Origin of the sequence: uncultured Piscinibacter sp. (genome assembly GCF_937952055.1) — a bacterium.
Lineage (GTDB): Bacteria > Pseudomonadota > Gammaproteobacteria > Burkholderiales > Burkholderiaceae_C > Piscinibacter.
Genome location: NZ_CALFYO010000020.1, coordinates 464,390 through 483,780 on the forward strand (window position 1 = coordinate 464,390; position 19,391 = coordinate 483,780).

Annotated in this window: 18 protein-coding genes and 1 tRNA gene; all 19 read right to left on the reverse strand. The window is 67.6% G+C overall.

The window, feature by feature from the left end; genetic code table 11:
• Window positions 1-24: 24 nt before the first annotated feature.
• On the reverse strand, window positions 25-522 hold the full coding sequence (gene nuoI / locus Q0599_RS13035; RefSeq protein ID WP_209386185.1) for an NADH-quinone oxidoreductase subunit NuoI: 498 nt from the start codon (window positions 520-522) through the stop codon (window positions 25-27).
• A 14-nt stretch (window positions 523-536) separates the two neighbouring features.
• Window positions 537-1,601, reverse strand: coding sequence for an NADH-quinone oxidoreductase subunit NuoH (gene nuoH, locus Q0599_RS13040; RefSeq protein ID WP_298830039.1), 1,065 nt, complete (start codon window positions 1,599-1,601; stop codon window positions 537-539).
• A gap of 8 nt (window positions 1,602-1,609) precedes the next feature.
• Entirely contained in the window at window positions 1,610-3,934 is a 2,325-nt protein-coding gene (gene nuoG, locus Q0599_RS13045) for an NADH-quinone oxidoreductase subunit NuoG (RefSeq protein WP_298830041.1), read from the reverse strand.
• Between the two features lie 17 nt (window positions 3,935-3,951).
• Window positions 3,952-5,295, reverse strand: a complete 1,344-nt coding sequence (gene nuoF / locus Q0599_RS13050) for an NADH-quinone oxidoreductase subunit NuoF (RefSeq protein WP_298830043.1) — start codon at window positions 5,293-5,295, stop codon at window positions 3,952-3,954.
• 5 nt (window positions 5,296-5,300) lie between these two features.
• On the reverse strand, window positions 5,301-5,783 hold the full coding sequence (gene nuoE, locus Q0599_RS13055; RefSeq protein ID WP_298830045.1) for an NADH-quinone oxidoreductase subunit NuoE: 483 nt from the start codon (window positions 5,781-5,783) through the stop codon (window positions 5,301-5,303).
• Window positions 5,780-7,033, reverse strand: a complete 1,254-nt coding sequence (locus Q0599_RS13060; protein ID WP_298830047.1) for an NADH-quinone oxidoreductase subunit D — start codon at window positions 7,031-7,033, stop codon at window positions 5,780-5,782. Before Q0599_RS13060 ends, nuoE begins: the two co-directional genes overlap by 4 nt.
• A gap of 1 nt (window position 7,034) precedes the next feature.
• Window positions 7,035-7,631: an NADH-quinone oxidoreductase subunit C gene (locus Q0599_RS13065; RefSeq protein WP_298830049.1), complete on the reverse strand. Its 597-nt coding sequence runs from the start codon at window positions 7,629-7,631 to the stop codon at window positions 7,035-7,037.
• A 10-nt stretch (window positions 7,632-7,641) separates the two neighbouring features.
• Window positions 7,642-8,118, reverse strand: a complete 477-nt coding sequence (locus Q0599_RS13070) for an NADH-quinone oxidoreductase subunit B family protein (protein WP_293430864.1) — start codon at window positions 8,116-8,118, stop codon at window positions 7,642-7,644.
• Window positions 8,119-8,133: 15 nt separating this feature from the next.
• Window positions 8,134-8,493 carry an NADH-quinone oxidoreductase subunit A gene (locus Q0599_RS13075; RefSeq protein ID WP_298830052.1) on the reverse strand — a complete coding sequence of 120 codons (360 nt, stop codon included), beginning with the start codon at window positions 8,491-8,493 and terminating at the stop codon, window positions 8,134-8,136.
• 14 nt (window positions 8,494-8,507) lie between these two features.
• A tRNA-Leu gene (locus Q0599_RS13080) sits at window positions 8,508-8,592 on the reverse strand.
• Window positions 8,593-8,746: 154 nt separating this feature from the next.
• Complete coding sequence (gene secG, locus Q0599_RS13085; RefSeq protein WP_298830054.1) at window positions 8,747-9,163, reverse strand: preprotein translocase subunit SecG; 417 nt, start codon at window positions 9,161-9,163, stop codon at window positions 8,747-8,749.
• Between the two features lie 36 nt (window positions 9,164-9,199).
• Window positions 9,200-9,952, reverse strand: coding sequence for a triose-phosphate isomerase (gene tpiA / locus Q0599_RS13090; RefSeq protein WP_298830056.1), 753 nt, complete (start codon window positions 9,950-9,952; stop codon window positions 9,200-9,202).
• A gap of 10 nt (window positions 9,953-9,962) precedes the next feature.
• Window positions 9,963-10,949 (reverse strand): NAD(P)H-quinone oxidoreductase, encoded by a 987-nt coding sequence (locus Q0599_RS13095; protein ID WP_298830058.1) that lies wholly within the window; start codon window positions 10,947-10,949, stop codon window positions 9,963-9,965.
• 17 nt (window positions 10,950-10,966) lie between these two features.
• Window positions 10,967-13,087 (reverse strand): polyribonucleotide nucleotidyltransferase, encoded by a 2,121-nt coding sequence (gene pnp, locus Q0599_RS13100; RefSeq protein ID WP_298830060.1) that lies wholly within the window; start codon window positions 13,085-13,087, stop codon window positions 10,967-10,969.
• 205 nt (window positions 13,088-13,292) lie between these two features.
• Window positions 13,293-13,556, reverse strand: coding sequence for a 30S ribosomal protein S15 (gene rpsO / locus Q0599_RS13105; RefSeq protein WP_298830063.1), 264 nt, complete (start codon window positions 13,554-13,556; stop codon window positions 13,293-13,295).
• 152 nt (window positions 13,557-13,708) lie between these two features.
• Window positions 13,709-14,860: a pyridoxal phosphate-dependent aminotransferase gene (locus tag Q0599_RS13110; RefSeq protein ID WP_298830065.1), complete on the reverse strand. Its 1,152-nt coding sequence runs from the start codon at window positions 14,858-14,860 to the stop codon at window positions 13,709-13,711.
• Entirely contained in the window at window positions 14,857-16,140 is a 1,284-nt protein-coding gene (locus Q0599_RS13115; protein WP_298830067.1) for a branched-chain amino acid ABC transporter substrate-binding protein, read from the reverse strand. The genes Q0599_RS13110 and Q0599_RS13115 overlap by 4 nt, the downstream gene beginning before the upstream one ends.
• Before the next feature lie 44 nt (window positions 16,141-16,184).
• On the reverse strand, window positions 16,185-17,231 hold the full coding sequence (gene tsaD, locus Q0599_RS13120) for a tRNA (adenosine(37)-N6)-threonylcarbamoyltransferase complex transferase subunit TsaD (RefSeq protein ID WP_298830069.1): 1,047 nt from the start codon (window positions 17,229-17,231) through the stop codon (window positions 16,185-16,187).
• Between the two features lie 31 nt (window positions 17,232-17,262).
• Window positions 17,263-19,389 (reverse strand): peptidase domain-containing ABC transporter, encoded by a 2,127-nt coding sequence (locus Q0599_RS13125; protein WP_298830071.1) that lies wholly within the window; start codon window positions 19,387-19,389, stop codon window positions 17,263-17,265.
• Window positions 19,390-19,391 lie beyond the last annotated feature (2 nt).

A 19,391-nucleotide genomic window follows, 5' to 3' on the forward strand; every position in this document is an offset into this window, starting at 1 on the left:
CGCGAAGGCCGGCCGCCGCAGCGGTCAGCGGTACTTGGCGTCCGCCTCCTTGGTGGCCGCGATCTCGCGCTCGTAGCGGTCACCCACCGCGAGCAGCATGTCCTTGGTGAAATAGAGGTCGCCGCGCTTCTCGCCGTGGTACTCGAAGATGTGCGTCTCGACGATCGAGTCGACCGGACAGCTCTCCTCGCAGAAGCCGCAGAAGATGCACTTCGTCAGGTCGATGTCGTACCGCGTGGTGCGGCGCGAGCCGTCATCGCGCACGTCGGACTCGATGGTGATCGCCATCGCAGGGCAGACCGCCTCGCACAGCTTGCAGGCGATGCAGCGCTCCTCTCCGTTCTCGTAGCGGCGCAGCGCGTGAAGGCCGCGGAAGCGCGGGGACAGCGGCGTCTTCTCCTCCGGGAACTGCACGGTGATCTTGCGCTGGAAGAAGTGCCGCCCGGTGAGCTTGAAGCCCTTGAGCAACTCCAGCAGGAAGAAGCTGGAGACGAAGTCCTTGAGCGTGGAAGCCGATGCCATGGTTGGTTCTCGCCTCACTTCCAGATGTTCCAGGGCGACTGGATCCAGGCGCCGACCACGACCAGCCAGACCAGCGTCAGCGGGATGAAGATCTTCCAGCCCAGGCGCATGATCTGGTCGTAGCGGTAGCGCGGAAAGCTCGCGCGCACCCAGAGGAACAGCGTGCACATGCAGAAGACCTTGATGCCGAGCCAGATCCAGCCCGGGATCCAGTTGAACAGCGCGCTGTCGATCGGCGGCAACCAGCCGCCGAGGAACATGATCACGGCCAGCGTCGAGACCAGGATGATGTTCGCGTACTCGGCGAGGAAGAACATCGCGAAGGCCATGCCCGAGTACTCGACCATGTGGCCGGCGACGATCTCCGACTCGCCCTCCACCACGTCGAACGGATGGCGGTTGGTCTCGGCGATGCCAGCAATGACATAGACGCCGAAGATCGGCAGCAGCGGCAGCCAGTTCCAGGACAGGAAGTTCAGCCCCATCGCGGCGAACTGGCCCCTGCTCTGCCCCATCACGATCTCGGTCATGTTCAGGCTGGCCGAGACCATCAGCACGACCACCAGCGCGAAGCCCATGGCGATCTCGTAGGAGACCATCTGCGCCGAGGCGCGCAGCGCGCCGAGGAAGGCGTACTTCGAGTTGGACGCCCAGCCGGCAATGATCACGCCGTAAACCTCCATCGAGGTGATCGCCATCAGGAACAGCAGGCCGGCGTTGATGTCGGCCAGCGCGACCTCCGGTCCGAAAGGCACCACCGCCCAGGCCGCCAGCGCCGGCATGATGGTCATCACCGGTCCGAGCAGGAACAGTCCCCTGTTCGCCGCGGTCGGGAGGATGATCTCCTTGAAGATCAGCTTCACCGCATCGGCGATCGGCTGCAGCAGGCCCTTGGGTCCGACTCGATTCGGCCCGGGACGGATCTGCGTCCAGCCGATGGCCTTGCGCTCCCACAGCGTGAGGTAGGCGACGCAGATCATCAGCGGCAACACGACCGCGACGATCTTCACGAGGGTCCAGACGACCGGCCAGGCAGGGCCGAGCAGTGAACTGCCGTAGGTGGTGACGGTGTCGAGCATCGTGCGCCTCAGGCTTTGTCGACCGCGACGGCGCCGAACATGGCACCGAGGGTGGCGGTATCGGGATGGCCGGCCGGAACGCGCAGGGTGTCGGCAGCCAGCGTGGCGTCCAGGCGGGCGGGGAGCACGGCGCCGACGCTACCCTGCGACACGCGCACCCGATCGCCGGGGACAAGACCCAGCCGCGACCACAGTGCCTCGGGCAAGCTGACCTGCGGCGCACGCGCGTCGGCAGTCATCTGCAACGAGGCCGCGCGGCGCACCAGCGAATCGGCGCTGTAGATCGGCACGTCCGCGATGCGCTGCAGGCCCGTCACGGCAGCCGGCGCAGACAGCACGGCACCGGTGACGTTGTCCAGGCGCGCAGTCAGCGACGCGGCATCGCCCAGCGCCTCGGCCCGCACTTCTTCGGAGGTCTCGAACTCGAAGCCGGACAGGCCCAGCATGTTGCCGAGCACGCGCAGCACCTTCCAGGCCGGGCGGGTCTCGCCCAGCGGCTTGACGACGCCGTGGAAGCTCTGCACACGACCCTCGGCATTGACGAAGCTGCCGGAGGTCTCGGTGAAGGGAGCGATCGGCAGCAGCACATCGGCCACGTCTAGCGCGGTGTCCTTGAATGCGCTGAAGGCAACGACCATCTCGGCGCCGTGCAGCGCAGCCTTCGCGGCGCTCGGGTCGGCGGCGTCGAAGTCGGGGTCGACGTCGAGCATCAGCATCGCCTTGAGCTGTGCGCTGCCCAGCATCCGGCCGGCGTTCAACCCGCCGGGACCGGGCTGGGCGCCGACCAGCTGGGCGCCGACGCTGTTGGCGGCCTCGCCCAGGTAACCCACCGAGGCGCCGGTTTGTTCCGCGATCCAGTTCGCCAGCACGAGCAGCGCACCGGCCTGCGGATGCTGCGCGGCGGCGTTGCCCAACAGCACCGCCTTGCGTTCGCCGGACAGCAGCGAGTCGGCGACCGCCTTGGCCTCGGGGGACGGGTTGCCGGTCATCGGCGCGCTGCTGCCCTTGGCGGCACCGATGGCCGCGGCAATGTCGGCCAGCGATTGCAGCCAGGCCGACGGCGCAGCCACCAGGCGCGTGCCCATCGGCATCAGCCAGTCGTCGGCCAGCGCGTGCAGGCTGTGCACCTGCGCGCCCTTGCGTGCCGCCTGGCGGATGCGCTGGGCGAACAGCGGATGGTCCTTGCGCAGGAACGAGCCCACCACCAGCACGCGCTGCAGGGTCGAGAGCGCGGCAATCGGCAGCCCGAGCCAGCGCGCCTTGCCCGTACCCGCGACATTGACGAAATCGGCATGACGGGTGCGGTGGTCGATGTTCTCGCTGCCCAGCCCGCGCACCAGCTTGGCCAGCAGGTGCAGCTCCTCGACGGTGGCATGCGCCGAGCCGAGCGCGCCGATGGCCGACGGCCCGTGGTCGACCTTGATCTGCGTGAGGCCTCGCACCACGTACTCGAGTGCGGTCTTCCAGTCGACCGTCTTCCACTGCCCGCCCTGCTTGAGCATCGGCGCGGTCAGGCGCGCGTCGCTGTTGAGGGCTTCGTACGAGAAGCGGTCGCGATCGGCGATCCAGCACTCGTTGACGTCCTCGTTCTCGAGGGGGACGACGCGCATCACCTGGTTGTTCTTCACCTGCACGACGAGGTTCGCACCGGTGCTGTCGTGCGGGCTGACGCTCTTGCGGCGCGACAGCTCCCAGGTGCGGGCGCTGTAGCGGAACGGCTTGCTGGTCAGCGCGCCGACCGGGCACAGGTCGATCATGTTGCCCGACAACTCGGAGTCGACCGTTTCGCCGACCACGGTGGTGATCTCGGAGTGCTCGCCGCGGTGGATCATGCCGAGCTCCATCACCCCGGCCACTTCCTGGCCGAAGCGCACGCAACGCGTGCAGTGAATGCAGCGGCTCATCTCCTCCATCGAGATCAGCGGGCCGACGTTCTTGTGGAAGACGACGCGCTTCTCTTCCGTATAGCGCGAGGCCGAGCCACCGTAGCCGACGGCGAGGTCCTGCAACTGGCACTCGCCGCCCTGGTCACAGATCGGGCAGTCCAGCGGGTGGTTGATGAGCAGGAACTCCATCACCGACTGCTGGGCCTTGATCGCCTTGTCGCTCTTGGTGCGCACGATCATGCCCTGCGTCACGGGCGTCGCGCAGGCCGGCATCGGCTTGGGCGCCTTCTCCACGTCGACCAGACACATGCGGCAGTTCGCCGCGATGGAGAGCTTCTTGTGGTAGCAGAAGTGCGGGATGTAGGTGCCGGCCTTCTCGGCGGCATGCATCACCATGCTGCCTTCGAGCACCTCCACCTTCTTGCCGTCGAGTTCGATTTCGATCATGTCAGTGCCCCGGTCGCTCAGGCGGTGGCCGCGACCTTGCGGGTCTTGTGCTCGATGAGATGCACGAATTCATCGCGGAAGTGCTTGATCATGGCCCGCACCGGCATCGCCGCGGCATCGCCGAGCGCGCAGATGGTGCGGCCCTGGATGTTGTCGGCCACCGAGTTCAGCAGGTCGATGTCTTCCTTGCGGCCCTGGCCGTGGGCGATGCGCTCGATCACGCGGTGCATCCAGCCGGTGCCCTCGCGGCACGGCGTGCACTGGCCGCAACTCTCGTGGGCGTAGAAGTACGACAGACGCAGCAGCGAGTTCACCATGCAGCGGGTGTCGTCCATCACGATGACGGCGCCCGATCCCAGCATCGAGCCGGCCTTGGCGATGCTGTCGTAGTCCATCGTGCACTCCATCATGACGGAGGCCGGCAACACCGGGGCCGACGAACCGCCTGGAATCACCGCCTTCAGCGTGCGACCCTTGCGCACCCCGCCGGCGAGTTCGAGCAGCTTCGCGAACGGCGTGCCCATCGGCACCTCGTAGTTGCCGGGGCGCTCGACGTCTCCCGACACCGAATAGATCTTGGTACCGCCGTTGTTCGGCTTGCCGACCTCGAGGTAGGCCTGGCCGCCGTGGCGGATGATCCAGGGCACGGCGCCGAAGGTCTCGGTGTTGTTGATCGTCGTGGGCTTGCCGTACAGGCCGTAGCTGGCCGGGAACGGCGGCTTGAAGCGCGGCTGGCCCTTCTTGCCCTCGAGCGACTCGAGCAGCGCGGTCTCCTCGCCGCAGATGTAGGCGCCGAAGCCGTGCGAGGCGTGGAGCTGGAAGTCGAAGCCCGAGCCCATGATGCCATTGCCGAGATACCCGGCAGCGCGCGCCTCTTCCAGGGCAGCTTCGAAGCGCTCGTAGACCTCGAAGATTTCGCCGTGGATGTAGTTGTAGCCGGTCGCGATGCCCATCGCGTACGCCGCGATCGCCATGCCTTCGATGACGATGTGCGGGTTGAACATCAGGATGTCGCGGTCCTTGCAGGTGCCCGGCTCGCCTTCGTCGGAATTGCACACGAGGTACTTCGGGCCCGGGAAGGCGCGCGGCATGAAGCTCCACTTCAGACCGGTGGGGAATCCCGCGCCGCCGCGGCCGCGCAGGCCGGAGAGCTTGACCTCGGCGATGACCTGCTCGGGCGTCATGCCCTCGCCGCCGTCCTTGCCGAGGATCTTGCGCAGCGCCTGGTAGCCGCCGCGCGCTTCGTAATCCTTCAGCGACCAGTTGCGGCCATCCAGGCCGGCGTAGATCTGCGCGCCGATGTGGCGGCCGTGGAAGCAGGTCTCGTTGCCGCTGGACTTGAATTGGGACAGGTCGACCATGGAACTCAGCCCTTGCGAAGCGTGTCGAGCAGCGCGTCGAGACGCTCTGTGCTCATGAAGCTGCACATCTCGCGGTCGTTGACCAGCAGCACCGGCGCATCGGCGCAGGCGCCGAGGCACTCGCTGTGCTGCACGGTGAACAGGCCGTCGGCCGTGGTGCCGCCGGCCTCCACGCCCAGCTTGCCGCAGACATGGTCCAGCGCCTTCTGACCGTCGCGCAGCTGGCACGGCAGGTTGGTGCAGACGTTCAGCTTGAACTTGCCCACCGGCTGCTGGTTGTACATGTTGTAGAAGGTCGTGACCTCGTGCACCGCGATCGGCGGCATGCCGAGGTAGGCTGCCACGGCCTTCTCGCTGTCGGCAGACACGAAGCCCTGCTCCTGCTGCACGATGGCCAGGCAGGCCATCACGGCCGACTGCTTCTGGTCCGCGGGGTACTTGGCGACTTCCTTGTCGAAGCGCGCCAGCGTCGATTCCGAGAAGTTCATCGATCGATCTCGCCGAAGACGATGTCCATGGTGCCGATGATCGCGACGGCGTCGGCGATCATGTGTCCGCGCGACAGCTCGTCGAGCGCGGCCAGATGCGCGAAGCCGGGCGGACGGATCTTCAGCCGGTAGGGCTTGTTCGCGCCGTCGCTCACCAGGTAGATGCCGAACTCGCCCTTGGGATGCTCCACCGCCGCGTAGGCCTCGCCCTCGGGCACGTGGAAGCCCTCCGTGAAGAGCTTGAAGTGGTGGATCAGCTCCTCCATGCTGGACTTCATGTCCACGCGCGACGGCGGGGCCACCTTGTGGTTGGCGGTGATCACCGGACCGGGGTTGGCGCGCAACCAGTCCACGCACTGCTTGATGATGCGGTTGCTCTGGCGCATCTCCTCGACGCGCACCAGGTAGCGGTCGTAGGTGTCGCCGTTGACGCCCACCGGGATGTCGAAGTCGAGCTTGGCGTAGACGTCGTAGGGCTGCTTGCGGCGCAGATCCCACTCGACCCCCGAGCCTCGCAGCATCGGGCCGGTGAAGCCGAGATTCAGTGCGCGCTCCGCCGAGACCACGCCGATGCCCACGGTGCGCTGCTTCCAGATACGGTTGTCGGTGAGCAGCGTCTCGTACTCGTCGACATAGGTGGGGAAGCGCTGCGTGAAGTCGTCGATGAAGTCGAGCAGCGAACCCTGCCGGTTCTCGTTCAGTCGCGAGATCGCCTTGGCGTTGCGGATCTTCGAGGCCTTGTACTGCGGCATCGTGTCGGGCAGATCGCGATACACGCCGCCCGGTCGAAAGTAGGCCGCATGCATGCGCGCGCCCGAGGCGGCCTCGTACATGTCGAACAGGTCCTCGCGCTCGCGGAAGCAGTAGATGAACACGTTCATCGCACCGCAGTCGAGGCCGTGCGCACCCAGCCACATCAGGTGGTTCAGCAGGCGGGTGATCTCGCTGTACATCACCCGGATGTACTGTGCGCGCTCGGGCACCTCGATGCCGAGCAGCTTCTCGATCGCCAGGCAGTACGCATGCTCGTTGCACATCATCGACACGTAGTCGAGGCGGTCCATGTACGGCAGCGACTGGATGAAGGTCTTGCTCTCGGCAAGCTTCTCGGTGGCGCGGTGCAGCAGGCCGATGTGCGGGTCGGCGCGCTGGATCACTTCGCCGTCGAGCTCGAGCACGAGGCGCAGCACGCCGTGCGCGGCCGGGTGCTGCGGCCCGAAGTTCAACGTGTAGTTCTTGATCTCGGCCATCTCAGTGCAGTCCGCCGTAGTTGTCTTCGCGGATGATGCGCGGGGTGATCTCGCGCGGCTCGATCGTCACCGGCTGGTAGATCACGCGCTTCTGCTCGGGGTCGTAGCGCATCTCCACGTGGCCCGTGGTCGGGAAGTCCTTGCGGAACGGGTGCCCGATGAAGCCATAGTCGGTGAGGATGCGGCGCAGGTCGAGGTGGCCCTCGAAGATGATGCCGTAGAGGTCGAAAGCCTCGCGCTCGAACCAGTTGGCCGAGCTCCAGACCTCGGTGAGCGAGGCGACCATCGGCACGTCGTCGTCCGGCGCGAACACCTTCAGTCGCACGCGCCAGTTCTTGCTCACCGACAGGAGGTGCGACACCACGCAGAAGCGCGGCCCCTCCCAGGGCTGGTCCTTCCAGCCCGAGTAGTCGACGCCGCACAGGTCGATCAGTTGCTCGAACTTCAACTCGGCATGGTCGCGCAGCGAACGTGCCGCTTCGATGTAGTTGATCGCCGAGACCGTGACGGTGATCTCGCCGCGGTCGCGCACCAGCTTGTCGATGCGCGCGCCGAGCGCCGATTCCAGGGCCGCCTGGAGCGTGTCGAGTTTGCTCATGGGCTTGTTGTTATCGAGCGATGGTGTTCTCGCGGCGGATCTTGGCCTGCAACTGTAGAACGCCGTAGAGCAACGCCTCGGCGGTCGGCGGGCAGCCCGGCACGTAGACGTCGACCGGCACGATGCGGTCGCACCCGCGAACCACCGAGTAGCTGTAGTGGTAGTAGCCGCCGCCGTTGGCGCAGGAGCCCATCGACAGCACCCAGCGCGGCTCGGCCATCTGGTCGTAGACCTTGCGCAGCGCCGGCGCCATCTTGTTGCACAGCGTGCCGGCGACGATCATCAGGTCGCTCTGCCGCGGGCTGGGACGAAACAGCATGCCGAAGCGATCGATGTCGTAGCGCGCCGCGCCGGCGTGCATCATTTCCACCGCACAGCACGCCAGCCCGAAGGTCATCGGCCACAGTGAGCCGGTCTTCGACCAGTTGATGACCGCATCCAGGCTCGTCGTGACGAAGCCCTCTTTGAGTACGCCTTCGATGCCCATGTCGGTGCCTGCGCTCTATTCCCAGTCCAGGGCGCCCTTTTTCCACTCGTAGGCGAAGCCGACGACGAGGATGCCCAGAAAGATCATCATGGCCCAGAAGCCTGACGCGCCGATTTCATTCAGCGACACGGCCCACGGGAAGAGGAACGCGATCTCGAGGTCGAACAGGATGAAGAGGATCGCGACGAGGTAGTAGCGCACGTCGAACTTCATGCGCGCGTCTTCGAAGGCCTCGAAGCCGCATTCGTAGGGCGAGTTCTTCGCCGCATCGGGCCGCCGCGGCCCGAGTAGGAAGCCCAGCACCTGGGGCGCCACCCCCACCGCCACGCCGACCAAGATGAACAGGATGACGGGGAGGTAAGGTTCCAGATTCATGGGGGGCGCGTGTCTGGTGCCGACGGCGAGACTCGAACTCGCACAGCTTTCGCCACTACCCCCTCAAGATAGCGTGTCTACCAATTTCACCACGTCGGCCGTGTTCTCACGGTTGTGCCGGCTTGCATGAGGAATGGCTTGCCGGACAGCCGCGCATTCTAACCTCAATCGCTGCGCGCACCCTCGTTTTCGCTGCACTGCAACAGCGTGGTTTGCGCTGGCGCATGTCGAGCCGAGCGCTTCACGCGACGACTCAGTTGGACGGTACCGCGCCTGCACCGGAAGACGCTGCGGCGGCCGGTGCCGGCGTGGCCGCAGCCGCCGGCGCGCTCGCCGAACCCGGCACCAGGGCTGCACCGGTGGCCGGCACGCTCGCGGCAGGCGCCGCCGCGCCCTCCAGCACGCTGCTGCCTCCGGCCGGCCGCGCGCTGCGGTCGTTCGCAAAGAAGGCCAGCGTCAGCGTGGCCGCGAAGAACACCGTGGCACACACCGCCGTCGAGCGCGACAGGAAGTTCGCGCTGCCGGTGGCGCCGAACAGACTGCCCGAGGCGCCGCTGCCGAAGGACGCACCCATGTCGGCGCCCTTGCCGTGCTGGATCAGCACGAGGCCGATCATCACGAGCGCCGAGATGATCTGGACGGCCACGAGCAGGTTGTGCAAGAGATTCATTCTTGGAGACTCCGAGATTTCGAGCGCCGCGGGCCGTCAGGCCCCGGCGCGACAGATGGCGACGAAGTCGCTCGCCTTCAACGAGGCCCCACCGATCAGACCTCCGTCGATGTCGGGCTGCGCGAACAGCGTGGCCGCGTTGTCGGGCTTGACGCTGCCGCCGTAGAGGATCTTCATGCCGCGGGCCTTTTCGCTGGCTGCTTCAAGCTGCATGCGCAGCAGCGCATGCACCGCCTGCGCCTGTTCGGGCGTGGCGGTCTTGCCGGTGCCGATGGCCCACACCGGCTCGTAGGCCACCACCGCCTGCGAGATGCAGTGACCGAGCGTGTGGATCACCGCCGACATCTGGCGCTTCACCACCGTCTCGGTCTGGCCCGACTCGCGCTCGGCGAGCGTCTCGCCGACGCAGACGATGGGCGTGAGGCGATGCGCCAGCGCGATCTTCGCCTTGTCGGCGACGATCTGGTCGCTCTCGGCGTGGTAGGCGCGGCGCTCCGAGTGGCCGACGATCACGTAGCGACAGCCGTACTCCGCCAGCATCGGCGCGCTGACCTCGCCGGTGTAGGCGCCGCTTTCATGGGCCGAGCAGTCCTGCGCGCCGGAGGCGATGTCCGACCCCTGCAGCGACAGGGCCACGTCGGCCAGATAGGGGAACGGCGCACACACCGCCACCTCGGCGGAATACGGGCCGGCTTCCTTGATCGCAGCGAGCAACTCGATGTTGCCGACGCGCGTGCCGTTCATCTTCCAGTTGCCGACCACCAGCTTGCGACGTGTCATCGTGTTCATCCTCGAGAGCTCACCAGCTCAGCACCAGCTTGCCGATGTGCTGGTTCGATTCCATCAATGCGTGCGCCTGCGCCGCCTCGGCGGCCGGGAACACCTTGTGGATCACCGGCCTGACCCGCCCGGCTTCGATCCACGGCCATACGTCGCGGCGCAGCGCCGCGGCGATGGCCGCCTTGAAGGCCACGGGTCGCGGGCGCAGCGTGGAGCCGGTGATCGTCAGCCGGCGGCGCAGCACGGCACCCGCGTCAATCCTCGAGTCGATGCCACCCTGCACCGCGATGATCACCAGCCGGCCGTCGTCGGCCAGGCAGTTCAGCTCGCGCGCCACGTAGTCGCCAGCCACCATGTCGAGGATGACATTGGCGCCCTTGCCTCCGGTGATGCGCTGCACCTCGGCGACGAAGTCGTGGCTGCGGTAGTTGATCGCATGGTCGGCACCCAGCGCGAGGCAGGCGGCGCACTTGTCGTCGCTGCCCGCGGTGACGATCACCGTCGCGCCGGCCGCCTTGGCCAGCTGGATGGCGGTGACGCCGATTCCGCTCGTCCCGCCCTGCACCAGCAAGGTTTCGCCGGGCTGCAGCCGCGCCCGATCGAACACGTTCGACCAGACGGTGAAGAAGGTCTCCGGAAGGCTCGCCGCCTCGACGTCGGACAGACCGGCCGGCGACGGCAGGCATTGCCCGACCGGCGCGACGCACAGTTGCGCGTAGCCCCCGCCGGCGACGAGCGCGCAGACGCGGTCGCCGAGCTTGAAGCCGGCGGCCGCCATCGCCGAGGTGTCGCCACCGACGATCGTGCCCGCCACTTCCAGCCCGGGCAGGTCCGGCGCGCCCGGCGGCGGCGGATAGGTGCCCTTGCGCTGCAGCACGTCGGGCCGGTTCACGCCGGCCGCCGCCACGCGGATGAGCAATTCACCCGAGCCGGCCACGGGGTCGGGCCGCTCGGTGAGCTGCAGCACTTCGGGAGCGCCGGGTTGCCGGATCTGGATCGCTTTCATGCGCGCGGGGCCTGTCCTCAGTCCTGCGTCGGCGCAGCCTGCGGCTCGCGGTCGAGCAGCGCCTTCATCGACAGCTTGACGCGGCCCTTCTCGTCGGTCTCGAGCACCTTGACCTTGACGATCTGTCCTTCCTTCAGGAAGTCGGTGACCTTCTCGACGCGCTGGTGCGCAATCTGGCTGATGTGCAGCAGGCCGTCCTTGCCGGGCAGCAGGTTCACCAACGCACCGAAGTCGAGGATCTTGGTCACCGGACCTTCATAGACCTTGCCCACCTCGACCTCGGCAGTGATCTCGGTGATGCGCTGCTTGGCGAACTCGGCCTTCTCGGCGTCGGTCGACGCGATGGTGATGGTGCCGTCCTCGCCGATGTCGATCGTGCAGCCGGTTTCTTCGGTCAGTGCCCGGATCACCGCGCCGCCCTTGCCGATCACGTCGCGGATCTTCTCGGGGTTGATCTTCATCGTGTACAGGCGTGGCGCGAACTGCGACACCTCCGTCTTCGCGCCACCCATGGCCTCGACCATCTTGCCGAGGATGTGCATGCGGGCTTCCTTGGCCTGCGCCAGCGCCACCTGCATGATCTCCTTCGTGATGCCCTGGATCTTGATGTCCATCTGCAGGGCGGTCACGCCGGCGGTCGTGCCGGCCACCTTGAAGTCCATGTCGCCGAGGTGGTCCTCGTCACCGAGGATGTCGGTCAGCACGGCGAAGCGGTTGCCTTCCTTGATCAGTCCCATGGCGATGCCGGCCACATGGGCCTTCATCGGCACGCCGGCGTCCATCAGCGCGAGGCAGCCACCGCACACCGAGGCCATCGAGGACGAGCCGTTCGACTCGGTGATCTCCGACACGACACGCATCGAGTAGGGGAACTCGGCACGATCCGGCAGCACGGCGACGAGCGCGCGCTTGGCCAGGCGGCCGTGGCCGATCTCGCGGCGCTTCGGGCTGCCCACGCGGCCGGTCTCGCCGGTGGCGAACGGCGGCATGTTGTAGTGCAGCATGAAGTGCTCGCTGAACTCGCCGGCCAGCGCGTCGATCTTCTGCGAGTCGCGGTCCGTGCCCAGGGTGGCCGCCACCAGTGCCTGCGTCTCTCCGCGGGTGAACAGCGCCGAGCCATGCACGCGCGGCAGCACGCCGTTGCGGATCTCGATCGGGCGGACGGTGCGCGTATCGCGGCCGTCGATGCGCGGTTCGCCGGCGAGGATTTGGCTGCGCACGATGCGCGCCTCGATGTCGAACAGCAGGCCCTCGACCTTGACGGTGTCGAAGGCCACGCCCTCTTCCGTCAGCGCACCGATGACGAAGGCATAGGCCTCGCGGCAGGCCTGCGTGCGCGCCTGCTTGGAGCGGATCTGGTAGGCCGCGCGCAGCTTGTCCTCGCCCAGCGCTGCCACCTTGGCGATGAAAGCCTCGTCCTTGGTCGGAGCCTTCCAGTCCCAGGCGGGCTTGCCGGCATCGCGCACCAGTTCGTGGATCGCGTTGATGGCGATGTTGCCCTGCTCGTGACCGAAGACCACACCACCGAGCATCACCTCTTCGCTGAGTTGCTGCGCCTCGCTCTCGACCATCAGCACGGCGGCTTCGGTGCCGGCGACGACGAGGTCCATCTTCGAGTCGAGCAGTTGCGTCTTGCCCGGGTTGAGCACGTACTCGCCGTTGATGTAGCCGACGCGCGCCGCGCCGATCGGACCGTTGAACGGGATGCCGGAGATGGCGATCGCAGCGCTCGCGCCGATCATCGCCGGGATGTCGGCCGACACCTCGGGATTCAATGACAGCACGTGGATGACGACCTGCACCTCGTTGAAGAAGCCGTCCGGAAACAGCGGGCGCAGCGGTCGGTCGATCAGGCGCGAGGTCAGCGTCTCGAGCTCGCTCGGGCGGCCTTCACGCTTGAAGAAGCTGCCCGGGATCTTGCCGGCAGCGTAGGTCTTCTCGATGTAGTCGACGGTCAGGGGAAAGAAGTCCTGGCCCGGCTTGGCGTTCTTGGCGGCCACGACGGTGGCCAGCACCACGGTGTCGTCCACGTTGACCATCACCGCGCCGGAGGCCTGGCGCGCGATCTCGCCCGTCTCCAGGGTGACGGTGTGCTGGCCCCATTGGAAGGTCTTGGTGACTTTGTTGAACAGGCTCATTGGGTTCTCCAATTCAGGTTGGCGGGCGACGCTGAGGCCGTCGCCGGGGTCCCGGAGCTTCGGCATCCTGGCGCGATGCCATTCCAGTGGCGTTCGCTGCCGGAACGCCGGTGGAATGACACATCGTCATCGATGGCTGCCTGACTCCAAACGCAAAGAGCCTGTGCTGGCAGGTCCAGACAGGCTCTTCGATCTCATCGACTGCTTACTTGCGCAGGCCGAGCTTCTGGATCAGCGCGGTGTAGCGATCCGCGTCGCGGCCCTTCAGGTACGCCAGCAGGCTCTTGCGCTGGTTGACCAGCTTGAGCAGGCCGCGGCGACCGTGGTGGTCCTTGGCGTGGGTCTTGAAGTGCGGCGTCAGCTCGTTGATGCGCGCGGTCAGCAGCGCGACCTGCACTTCGGGGGAGCCGGTGTCGTTGGCACCGCGGGCATTGGCCTTGACGATCTCGGCCTTGTTGATGGCGGACATTGCTCGTTTCCTGTGTGGAGAAACCGAGCGCGGGCGCCACTCGTGAGTCTGGGACGCCCCGCCGCGGTTTCCGGTTTCACTTGCGGACACCGGTGAAACCGACCGGTGCCGTGCCTGCTTCGCGCCCGGTGTCCGAGCGCAAAACCGGCGGATTATAGCCCGAGGACGCGGGCCAGGCGAGTCACCCCCTCGGTGAGCCGACGCGGGTCGTGCGAGGCGAAGCACCAGCGCAACCAGCCCTCTGCCTCCGGCCCGAAGGCCGCGCCCGGCGCCAGGCCCAGCCCTGCCTCGGTGACCAGCCGTTTGGCGAAGGCCAGCGAATCGTCCTGGCCGGCGACGCTGAAGAATGCATACATGCCGCCTTCGGGCGTCGCCACCGACACGCCAGGCAGCGCGGCCAGCGCCGGCAACAGGATGTCGCGGCAATGCCTGAGCCGGTCGATCAGCCCGGGCACGAAGGCTTCGGCACCGTCCAGCGCCGCGATGCCGGCCCGCTGCACGAACACCGGCGCGCAGGATGTGTTGAACTCGATCAACTTGGCCATCGCCTCGATCAACCCTTCGGGCGCAACCATCCAGCCCAGCCGCCAGCCCGTCATCAGGAAGCTCTTGGAGAAGCTGTGCACCACCACGAGCCGGTCGTCGGCATCGGCGATGTCGAGGAAGCTCGGCGCGCATCCTGCGCCGGCCCGGAAGTAGATCCGCTCGTAGACCTCGTCGGCGACGATCCAGGTCCCGGTACGGCGGCAGTGGTCGAGGATGGCCTGCTGCTCGCCGCGCTCCAGCGTCCAGCCGGTCGGATTGTTCGGTGCGTTGACAAGCAGCACGCGGGTGCGCGGCGTCACCGCCGCGAGCAGCGCGTCGAGGTCGAGCCGCCAGGCGCCTTGCCGTACCTTCAGCGGCACGCGCGTCACCGTCGCGCCCAGGATCTGCGGCTGAGCGGTCAGGTTGGGCCAGACCGGCACCACCGCGACCACCTCGTCGCCGGCACCGGCGAGCGCCTGCATCGCCAGCATCAGCGCGTTGACGCCCGAAGAGGTGACGGCGATCCGCCCCACCCCCACGGTGCCGTGCAGCCCGGCCGTGTAGCGCGCCAGCGCCTCGCGAAGCTCGGGCAGGCCAAGATTGTGTGCGTAGAAGGTTTCGCCATTGGCGAGCGATTTCCGGGCTGCATCGCAGATGAACGAGGGCGTGACTTCGTCGCTCTCGCCGAACCAGAAGGCGAGCAGGTCGGCTCGCCCCAGGCCCGCGTTGGCCACCTCGCGGATCTTCGAGCCGGGGAGTTCGGCGATCACGGGTCTCATGGGCGCTCCATCGTGCAACTGTGGGCCTGTTCGGTCTGATGCGCGTCGAAGCTGCGCAGCGTGCGGAAGCCGAAGCCGGAGCCCTCATTGTCGACGCGCACGCCGGCTGCACCGAGCCTGTCCATCTCGCTGACCACCAGCGGCTGGATGAATTGGTGATCGGCGGCGCGCATCGTGCCGGTGTGCAGGCCGCCGAGCGTGCTGCCGTCGTAGCGCAGACCCTCGAGCGCGCGCGCCACCGCGGTCGCCTCGGCGCTGCCGGCGCGCTCGATCGCCGCCACGAGCATCTCCACCATCACCTGCATGCGCGCATGCTGGTAGTCATCCTGCGGCCGCGGGAAGCGCGCGCGAAAGGCGGCGTGGAAGTTGCGCGACGCCGGCGTGTCGATGTTCGGGTGCCATTCCGCCACCGCCAGCACACGGCCGATACCGGCCTCGCCGATCGCCGCCGGCGCACCCAGCGCGTTGCCGTAGAAGGTGTAGACGCGCGCGTCCACGCCCACCTCGCGCATCGCCTTGACGAGCAGCGTGAGGTCGTTGCCCCAATTGCCGGTGAGCACGGCCTGCGCGCCGCTGACCTTGATCTTCATCGCGTAGGGCAGGAAGTCCTTCACGCGGCCGATCGGATGCAACTCGTCGCCGACGATCTGCACATCGGGACGGCTTGCGGCGATGCGCTCGCGCGCCGCGCGCAGCACATGCTGGCCGAAGCTGTAGTCCTGGCCGATCAGGTAGACCTTCTTCACTGCCGCATCGTCGCGCAGCACCTCGACGAGCGCAGCCAGCCGCATGTCCGCATGGGCATCGAAGCGGAAGTGCCAGAAGCTGCACTGCCGGTTGGTCAGCGCCGGATCGACCGCCGCGTAGTTGAGCAATAACGCGCGAGATGCCGGTTCGCGCCGATTGTGCTTGTTCAATGCCTCGACCAGGGCTGCGGCCACCGCCGAGCTGTTGCCCTGAGCGACGAAGGCAATCCGCCGGTCCAGCGCTGCGCGCAGCATGGCCAGCGACTCCTCGCTGCTGCCCTTGCCGTCGTAGCGCCGCAGTTCCAGAGGCCGCGGACCGCGGGGCAGGCGCACACCGCCGCGCCGGTTGACCCGCTCGACCGCCATCAGCAGGTTGCGATGCACCGCCTCGCCGGCATTGGCGAATGGGCCCGACAGCCCTTCGACGAGGGCAATGGGGATGGGCTCGGTGGCAGGGTTGGCGAGCGACGGCTGCCCGAGCAACAGCGCGGCAGCGGCCGACGCAACGGCGAACACGGTGGTGATTCGAGGCATCGGGAGACGACGGCGCACTCGGCGCCCTTGAGAGGCCGCGGATTCTAGGCGGCGGCGCGCACCACGTCGGCCAGCGGCCAGCGGGGCCTCACCGTGAATGCGTAGTCGGCCGTGGCCTCCTGCGCACCGCTCTGCAGCCGCAACGCCGCCGCGAGGGCGATCATGGCGCCGTTGTCGGTGCACAGCGCCACTTCCGGGTAGTGCACGCGAATGCCGGACCGCTGGCAGGCATCGTCCAGCTGGCGGCGCAGGGAGGCGTTCGCGCCGACACCTCCGGCAACGACGAGCCGGTTCAGGCCGGACTCGCGCAGCGCGCTCAACGACTTGCGCACCAGCACGTCGATGATCGCCTGCTGCGTGGACGCCGCGAGGTGGGCCAGGTCCTGCTGACAGACGTTCACCCCGAGCTTGCCGAGCCTGGTGCGCACCGCCGTCTTCAGCCCGGCGAACGAGAAGTCGAGATTGCCGCTGTGCAGCAGCGGCCGCGGCAGATCGAACGCGGCCGGATCGCCGAACTCGGCCAGCCGGGCCAGCGCCGGCCCGCCGGGATAGCCCAGCCCCATCAGCTTCGCCGACTTGTCGAAGGCCTCCCCCGCGGCGTCGTCGATCGTCTCGCCGAGCAACTCGTACCGGGCGACACCGTCAACGCGCATCAGCTGCGTGTGGCCGCCGGAGACGAGCAGCGCCACGAAGGGGAACTGCGGGGGATCGCTCGAGAGAAAGGGCGACAGCAGGTGCCCCTCGAGGTGGTGAACGGCCAGCGTCGGCTTGCCCAGCGAGGCAGCGAGTGCGCAAGACACGCCGGCGCCGACGAGCAGCGCCCCGGCCAGTCCCGGCCCCTGCGTGTAGGCCACCACGTCGATGTCGGCGAGCGTGCGGCCGGCTGAGTCCATCACCTGCCGCACCAGCGGCACGACGCGGCGAATGTGGTCACGCGAGGCGAGCTCCGGCACCACACCGCCGTAGGCCCTGTGCATGTCGATCTGCGTGTGCAGCGCATGGGCAAGCAGTGCCGGAGTGCCCTCGCCCTGTGACGAGACCAGCGCCACGCCGGTCTCGTCGCACGACGACTCAATGCCGAGAACGTTCATGCGCCGAGTCTACGGCGCGTTGGCGACCGCCTCAGCGTTGCTGCACCTGGCCGACCGTACGCAGATCCTGGGTCACGCGGCCGCCCGCGAGCACGACCACGCGCGACGCGGCGGCGATCGTCTCCGGGCGGTGCGCCACCACCACACGGGTGATCTCGAGGTGGCGGATCGCCTGGTTGACCTGGCGTTCGCGATCGACGTCGAGCGCGCTGGTCGCTTCGTCGAGGAACAGGATCTTCGGCCGCTTGTACAGCGCCCGCGCGAGAAGGATGCGCTGCTTCTGCCCGCCGGAGATGCTGGCGCCCATGTCGCCGATCAGCGTGTGATAGCCCATCGGCATGGCCTCGATCTCGTCGTGGACCGCGGCGAAACGGGCGCACTGCTCGACCCAGGCCATGTCGGCGCGCGCGTCGAAGAACGCGATGTTGTCGGCGATCGAGCCGGCGAAGAGCTGATCGTCCTGCATCACCGTGCCGATCATGTCGCGCCAGGCGCGCAGGCCGAGGTGACGCAACGGCACGTCGCCGATGCGCACCTCGCCCGACTGCGGCGCCTGGATGCCCAGCATCAGCTTGAGCAGCGTGGTCTTGCCGCAGCCCGAGGGCCCGACGATCGCCACCGACTCGCCCGGCTCGATCGTCAGGTCGAGGTGCTCGATCACCGGCGGCTCGCCGTCCGAGTAGGCGAAACGCAGGTCGCGCAGTTCCAGCCGTGCGGGCAGCTCGCCGCGCCGCGGTGCGGCCTCGGTCTCCGCCTCGGGCGCGGTCAGCACGATGTCGGCCAGGCGCTCGCCTTGCAGGCGCAGCATCTTCAGCTCGACCACCTTGTCGATCAGGCCGCTGACGCGCAGCGCGAACTGCTCCTTGTAGGCGAAGAAGGCGAACAGCATGCCCACCGAGAAGCGCTGATCGAGTACCAGCAGCGCGCCGACCCAGATCACCGCCACGCGCTCCAGCCCGAAGACGAGCTTGTGCAGCACGCCGAACAAGAGTTCCAGCTTGCGCGTGGCAATGTCGGCGTTCATCGCGTCCACCACCAGGTTCATGAAGCGTGCCTGGCGGTCCTCCTGCCGGTTGGCCAGCTTGATCGCCTGCACGCCGCGCAGCGACTCGAGGAAATGGCTGGCCCGCTTGGCGTCGTGCACGATCGCCTCTTCGGTGGCGTCGCGCAGCGGACGGAAGAAGGCCCAGCGCAGCAGCGCATACAGGCCCACGCCGGCCAGCGCGATCGCGCTCAGCGTCGGGCTGTAGACGAACATCATCGTCAGCGTGACGATCACCAGGGCACCGTCGAGCACCGCCTCGATGAAGCTGGTGGTCAGCGTCTGCTGGATCTGCTGCACCGCCCCGAAGCGCGACAGCACGTCGCCGGTGTGGCGCTTCTCGAACCAGTCCACCGGCAGGCGCATCAGGTGCGCGAAGACGTTGTTGAGCCACTGAAGGTTGAGCGTGGCCGAGAGGTGCAGCACCGCCCAGGAGCGCACTGCGCCGGTGGACACCTGCAGCAGCACGAGCAGCGCGAAGCCGATGCCCAGCGTGACGAGCAGCTCGCGGTCGGCGCTGACCAGCACCCCGTCGACCACCCACTGCATGAAGAACGGCGTGAGCAGCACGAAGGCTTCCAGCGCCAGCGCCAGCAGCAGGATCTGGAACATCGAGCGCTTCAGGCCGCTGACGCGGCCGAGCAGCTGACGCAGGCTGACCGGCTGGCGCTCCCGCTTCGGCTGAAAGTCGGACTGCGGGGACAGTTCCAGTACCACGCCGGTGAAATGACGAGACACCTCGGCCAGCGGCACGCGACGCACGCCACGCGCCGGATCGTGGATGACCGCGTGACCGCGCCGCACGCCCTGAAGCACGACGAAGTGGTTCAGATCCCAGTGCAGCACACAAGGGGTGGCGAGCTGATCCAGGTGCTCCATCTCGGCGCGCAGCGCTCGCGCGTGCAGTTGCATCTGCCCCGCCATGCGCACCATGTCGACCATGGTGACGCCCTTCATCGAGACGGAGAAGCGTCGGCGCAGGCCCTGCAGATCCGTCTGCAGCCCATGATAGGTGGCGATCATCGCCAGGCAGGCGAGGCCACATTCCGCCGCCTCGGTCTGCAGGATCATCGGCAGCCGAGCGCCGCCGAGACTGAGTCGCAGGGAATCGGTCATCC